This window comes from Mahella sp. (assembly GCF_020054945.1).
Taxonomy (GTDB): domain Bacteria; phylum Bacillota; class Clostridia; order Mahellales; family Mahellaceae; genus Mahella.
In genome coordinates, this window is sequence record NZ_JAIHAU010000032.1 from 21,188 (window position 1) to 27,574 (window position 6,387).

Annotated in this window: 5 protein-coding genes; 4 read left to right on the top strand and 1 reads right to left on the bottom strand. The window is 44.7% G+C overall.

Features of this window, described 5'->3' with window-relative positions; all coding sequences use genetic code 11:
• Positions 1-79 precede the first annotated feature (79 nt).
• The 3 genes from JG770_RS07335 to JG770_RS07345 are packed head-to-tail and all read left to right on the top strand — an operon-like array spanning position 80 to position 2,851.
• Positions 80-1,375 (top strand): TrkH family potassium uptake protein, encoded by a 1,296-nt coding sequence (locus tag JG770_RS07335; RefSeq protein ID WP_363320960.1) that lies wholly within the window; start codon positions 80-82, stop codon positions 1,373-1,375.
• Positions 1,376-1,396: 21 nt separating this feature from the next.
• Positions 1,397-2,062, top strand: a complete 666-nt coding sequence (locus JG770_RS07340; protein WP_291957144.1) for a TrkA family potassium uptake protein — start codon at positions 1,397-1,399, stop codon at positions 2,060-2,062.
• A 3-nt stretch (positions 2,063-2,065) separates the two neighbouring features.
• A complete protein-coding gene (locus JG770_RS07345) occupies positions 2,066-2,851 on the top strand; it encodes an RNA methyltransferase (protein ID WP_291957147.1) in 786 nt (261 codons plus the stop codon).
• Here the strand turns inward: JG770_RS07345 and JG770_RS07350 are convergent, their stop codons facing one another.
• The gene (locus JG770_RS07350) at positions 2,852-3,301 is read right to left on the bottom strand and encodes a protease complex subunit PrcB family protein (RefSeq protein ID WP_291957150.1); all 450 of its coding nucleotides are present in this window, start codon (positions 3,299-3,301) and stop codon (positions 2,852-2,854) included.
• An 89-nt stretch (positions 3,302-3,390) separates the two neighbouring features.
• Here JG770_RS07350 and JG770_RS07355 point away from each other — a divergent pair, with 89 nt between their 5' ends.
• The gene (locus JG770_RS07355) at positions 3,391-6,147 is read left to right on the top strand and encodes a cell wall-binding repeat-containing protein (RefSeq protein ID WP_291957152.1); all 2,757 of its coding nucleotides are present in this window, start codon (positions 3,391-3,393) and stop codon (positions 6,145-6,147) included.
• Positions 6,148-6,387 lie beyond the last annotated feature (240 nt).

Here is a 6,387-nt window from a genome sequence, read left to right on the forward strand (position 1 = left end):
GGTATAATAGTTGGAGCAAATTCAAAGTTGAATAAGAGGTATTATCTTGACTAGATTTACTCCAACACAAATATTGGTTATGGGTTTTGCCGCTATAATACTTATAGGTACGCTGTTGTTAATGCTACCCATATCTTCTGCAGCGGGGCAAAATACTGACTTTGTTACCTCGCTGTTTACAGCCACATCGGCTGTGTGTGTCACCGGCCTTATAGTAGTGGATACCGGCACTTATTGGTCGCTGTTTGGCCAGATAGTAATAATGCTATTGATACAGGCGGGTGGTCTCGGTTTTATGACCATGGCCACGCTCGCCTCTATGTTGCTTGGAAGGCGTATAGGTTTAAAAGAGCGTCTGGTGATACAGGAGGCATTGAACGAGTTTTCGCTACAGGGTTTGGTCAAGCTGACGCAGCGCATATTGATAGCCACAGTATTATTCGAGCTCTCGGGTATGGCGTTGCTATCGACGCGTTTTATACCGATTTACGGTATAGAAAAAGGCCTTTATTTCTCTTTGTTCCATGCCGTGTCGGCATTTAATAACGCCGGGTTCGATATTATAGGGGACTTTGTCAGCTTTACTCCATTTGTAGGTGATATAGTTATAAACTTCACCGTAATGGCATTGATAGTTATAGGTGGCATAGGTTTCGCCGTTATAATGGATGTGTTCTACAACTGGCATATAAAACGCTTGTCGTTGCATACGAAGCTGGTGCTTACCACTACGGTCGTGTTGATAATCGTCGGTTTCTTATTCTTTTTCTTTGTAGAATACAATAATCCGAAAACACTGGGGCCATTGCCTTTACCGGCTAAGGTTATGGCTGCTCTATTTCAGTCCATGACGCCGAGAACAGCCGGTTTCAACACCATTTCAGAGGGAGATCTGACCGACGCGTCCAAGTTTGTGACCATTTTGCTCATGTATACCGGCGCTTCGCCTGCTTCTACAGGCGGCGGTATAAAAACCACCACCTTGAGTACCATACTTCTGGCAGTAGCTGCTGTGCTCAGAGGTAGAGAGAACGTCAATATATACGGCAAAAGGCTGTCTTGGACGCTGGTGATGCGCTCACTCTCCATAGCTGTGCTATCATTAGGTTTGATATCAGCGGTTACTATTATACTATCTTTAGCCGAAAATCAAGCGTTTATGAAAGTATTATTTGAAGCTGTATCGGCCTTTGGCACAGTGGGATTATCTACGGGCATAACGCCTACGTTGTCGACGGTTTCAAGAATAGCACTTGTGTTTACTATGTTTGCCGGCAGGCTGGGACCGCTTACCATTGCCGTGGCTTTGCTGCAAAGGCAGCATAGGATGAAGGACTTGTGCAGATATCCTGAAGAAAAAATTATGGTGGGATAATATGGAGGTTTTGAGGTTTTTATGAAGCAGTTTGCAGTTATAGGGTTGGGAAGATTCGGTATAAGCGTAGCCAGAACGCTATACGAAATGGGACACGATGTACTGGCTATAGACAAAAATGAGGAATTGATCAACGCTGTATCGGATTATACCACGCACGCTGTTCAAGGCGATGCATCCGAGGAGGGCGTGCTACAGTCACTGGGCATAAAAAATTTTGATGTAGCTGTGGTGGCTATTGGAGGCGATATAGAGGCCAGCATAATGGTTACCATGATAGTGAAGGAGCTGGGCGTTAAATATGTATTGGCAAAAGCCCAAAATGATATGCATGCGCGCGTGCTTTACAAGATAGGAGCCGATAAGGTGGTGTTTCCGGAAAGAGATATGGGCGTGCGCGTGGCCCATAACCTCGTATCTACCAATATAATGGACTATATAGAGCTGTCGCCTAATTATAGCTTAATGGAATTATCAGTATTGTCCATTTGGGCAGGCAAATCTCTTAAAGAGCTAAATATGCGTGCAAAGTATGGTATAAATGTCATAGCTATAAAACGAGGAGAATCGATAAATGTGACACCCAAAGCGGATGATGTGCTTCGTAGAGGCGATGTGCTTATAGTGGTAGGTACAGCCGACGATATAGGCAAATTAGAAGCGTTATCCGGAAAAGTAGCGGGTTGATATATGATTGTCTCTAAAGATAATCCGCGCATCAAGCTGGTGAGGAGCCTTGCTTCATCGCATGGGCGAAAGAAAAGTGGCTTATATTTTATTGAAGGGGCAAGATTGGTAGAAGAGGCCATAGAAGCAAATGAGGATATCTTATTTATTGTTTATTCATCCGATTTCAGCGATAACGCTCTTATGAAACTTATTATCGACAACGGTATAGATAATTTTTCGGTTTTGCCTGACGTATTTATTAATATTTCAGATACGGCGACGCCGCAAGGCGTGCTTGCTGTACTGAAGCAACAACAAAGGGATTGGCGTGAGATAACAACGCTTGAACGCTGTTTGCTGCTGATATTGGATGCCGTACAGGACCCGGGGAATGTGGGTACCATGATACGCACAGCGGATGCGATGGGCTTTAGCGCCATTGTAGCCGGTCGAGGTACCGCTGATCAATATAATCCCAAAGTGCTGCGCGCTGCTATGGGCTCGTCATTTCATGTGCCGGTGTATAACGATGTTCCATTGTCTGAAGCGTTGACCGAATTAGTGGAACGAGCATCTGTATTGGCAGCCGTGCCACGCGGCGGGATAGCTGTAAACGAAGCGCCTTTAGCTGAGAGAACAGCCATCGTTATAGGCAATGAAGCGCGTGGTATAGACGAGGAAGTTATGCATAAAACAACATGTGCAGTCAGTATAGATATGCCAGGCCGCGCAGAATCGCTCAATGCGTCCATCGCAGCCGGCATAATAATGTATGAGGTATCGCGTCGTTGGTATTATACTAGCTGATCAGCGGTTTAATTGAGGGAGCTTATTGCCGCTCTCATCTATTACTTCAACAGCTTTATCAGGGGCTTTAAATCGTATCAACGCATAAGGATAAGTGATAACCTGCGTTACCATATCGTCTTTGCCAGGCTCGGTAAAGCGGACTGTAAGCGTAAGTTTATCATTTTTATTATCTATAAAGTTCAATACTTCAATAGCATATCCGCCGGTTGGCTTTTCGCCGGCTGCAACATAAATGTAGCCGCTGTCATCTTCAGTATAATAGATATAACCTTTTTTCTTTTTTACCTGCTCTATAGTTTCCTGTAGTTTTAAGGGGGCATCCGAGATGTCTATTTTTTCATATTTTACATTATTTTGTACCGTATTTCCGTCACCCGATGGCGAACAAGCCGATGCTCCGAGCGCTATAACCGATGTCAGCAATATTGCTATAAGAATATCCTTCATGAGGTTCACTCCTTCCTATACATAAAGACGTATGAACAGATTAAAAAGTTCCGACCAAAGATTTTACATAAACTTAACGCGGCTTTTACATGAATTTAACACACATTTTCTCTATAGTGCTATTCTATAAGAGGATTCTGACCGGTAAAAGAATATTGGCAATACTGGTGGCGATATCGGGGATTGTGCCGTCTGCAGTGCTTGAAACGGCTTTGGCCGCCGAAGAAGTGCCTGCCGCTAAGCAGCCGCAGCAGATAGGCCTTGCTATGACCGATGATCCGCAGACCAGTATCAGCATCAATTGGACGACGATCAATACGACTTTGACCGATGCACAGGTTAAGGTATGGGAGAAGGGTGCTGATGAAAGCACAGCGATACCGTATGATGCAAAAACCGAGAAAAGAGCTGTAACCAATTCGACCATTAAAGACGAGAATGGACAAGTCATAACCGAGAAGAACTTCTATTCAGCGACAGTAGATGAATTGAAACCAGACACAGAGTATTCTTATCGTCTTATAGCTCACGATGGTGAAACTGAAATAGTAGGAGATGTGAGAAGCTTCGAAACAGCACCATCATCGGAGGATCCGTATACATTTATCTATGTAGCCGATCCACAAGTGAGCGACGTTCATGCTAAAGCATGGCATGCGAATCTGGATATTGCGAAGCAAAAGTACCCCGATGCAAAATTTATCTATATAGCCGGCGATCTCACGAACAACACGCCCAATGAAGGGCAGTGGGAAGGCTTTTTCAACCAGCCGGGCAATGAGCAGTATAATGATGTATACAGCGGCAGCTGGATATCCGAATTGCCTTTGGCAGCCACTATGGGCAACCATGACGGTGGTCCTGACAAGGACGGAGCAGACGGTATGACAAGTCACTATACATGGTTAAGCCGAATAGACGGTATTCCTGTAACATATGCATTTGACTACGGCGCGGCCCGTTTCATAATACTTAATACGGAATACCGCTCGGACGAAGATTTAGATAACCAAATCTCCTTCTTGCGCCAAGAAGTTAAAAAAGCTAAAGATGCAGGCAAATGGACGATAGTCGGTATGCATAAGCCCCCTTATTCGGGCGGAGATCATATGGACGATGCGGACGTCAAGTTGTTGAGGCAGCGTCTGTCTCCCGTCTTTGCCGAATTAGATGTGGATATGGTGCTCCAAGGGCACGATCATATCTTAAGCCGCGGCCTTGTAAAGTTGAACGGTTATAAGGCGGATGTTACGGAAAAGATAGGGGATAGGACATATAGCGCCACGGCTCCGGGATATGCGCCGCTATATTATGTGGCGAATTGCGGAAGCACTCTCAAATTCTATTCCCCGCTTGAGGATAACGACTGGATCTCGGAATATGATCCCGTTGCGCCGGACTATAATTTCTTAGACCTCGACTCGACTATGCCTGTAGGGCATGAGCTCAATCCGCTGGGACCGAGCACCGACGATGAACAGGAAGAAACCAATCCGGATTTTTATAGGGCTCCGACTTTTGTAGCGGTGACTGTGTCCGAGGACAATGTTAAATTCGATACTTATATGACTGGATTTGACAGTGAGACCAATACGATAGTAGAACCAACCTTCCTTTATGACAGCTTTACATTGAACAAATCAAATGTCGATGTATCGCTTGTGGCGGATGAGGATTCAATATCGGCCGATTCAGACGGAAGCGTTAAACTCAGTATAGCGGCCAAAGATAACGGGACAGGCGAAAATATCGATCTTTCCAACGCTACTGTAAAATATGAATCCTATAATGACGACGTATTGAAGATAGCTGAGGATGGTACCGTAACGGTTCAAAACAGACCGGCAGACGATATGACCGTAAATGTATGGGCAGAGGTCGATTATAACGACAGTACCTATATAAGCAACCTGGTTCCCATAAATGTTGATGTTTTACCTCCGGCCCGGATAAGCGGCGGAGATAGATTTGAGACCGGAGTGGAGGCTGCCAAAAAATATTATCCTCTGGCATCTACAGTAATACTGGCTGCAAATACCAATGATTTTGCAGATGGATTGGCGGCAAACATGCTGGCAGGGACTTTAAAAGCACCGATATTGCTGACTGATACCGATGAAATTCCGGATGCGGTAATTGAATATATGATACACGCCGGTGTTAAAAATGTATATTTGCTTGGAGGAACTAAGATAATATCCGAGGCTATAGAGAAAGAATTGATCGACAAGAAATACGATGTAACGAGAATTTATGGAGATGTTCGAGAAGCTACCGCCGTAAAGATAGCTGGGAAATCCAAGGAATTAGGCGGACAGTTAAAGGACACGGCTATTGTGGTTAATGGTTATGCACCGGCAGATGCCTTGGCGGCAGGTCCGGCCGTAGCAGACGGTATGCCGCTTCTTATGGTCAACAAGCATGGCATACCTGATGTCACCAAAGATGCCTTGGCAGAACTCGGCATAAAGAACATCATAATAGTAGGCGGAACAGATATTGTATCGTCAGCAACAGCCGATGAATTGGATGCGTTGGTAAGCGGTACCGTTGAACGCGCCGGCGGAAAAGATAGAGTAGCGACCAGCATAGAGTTGGCCAAAGAGCTGAACTTGCCGAACGCTATCATGGTAGGTTATAACGGATTGGCCGATGCAGTAACAGCGGGATATGTAGGCTCGATTGAAGATAGCGCTGTACTGTATACGCTGCAAGGGCAATTAAATGAAAACGTTGATGCCTATTTAGACGATATCATAGATACGGATAGCAGGATCATAATAATGGGCGGCACAGGTGTGGTTGATAGCGGCGTGGAAGGGTATATAAGAAGTAAAATAAAATAACGCCGTCAAAATAAAAGAAACATATCAAAAGCATAGAGAGATCTGCTTATAAGCAGGTCTCTTTTGTTATTTTCAGCGTATACGCTGAACTTGCTATATTACGATCCGCCGCCGTGAAAGCCTATCTTTTTAAGGATGGGATGCACGGCAAAAGCATGAATACATTTTCTTCTAAGGCCCCCATCGAGAGAGTTTTTTAAAATGCCATTGTAGTACTACTATTTTAGATAGATATACACG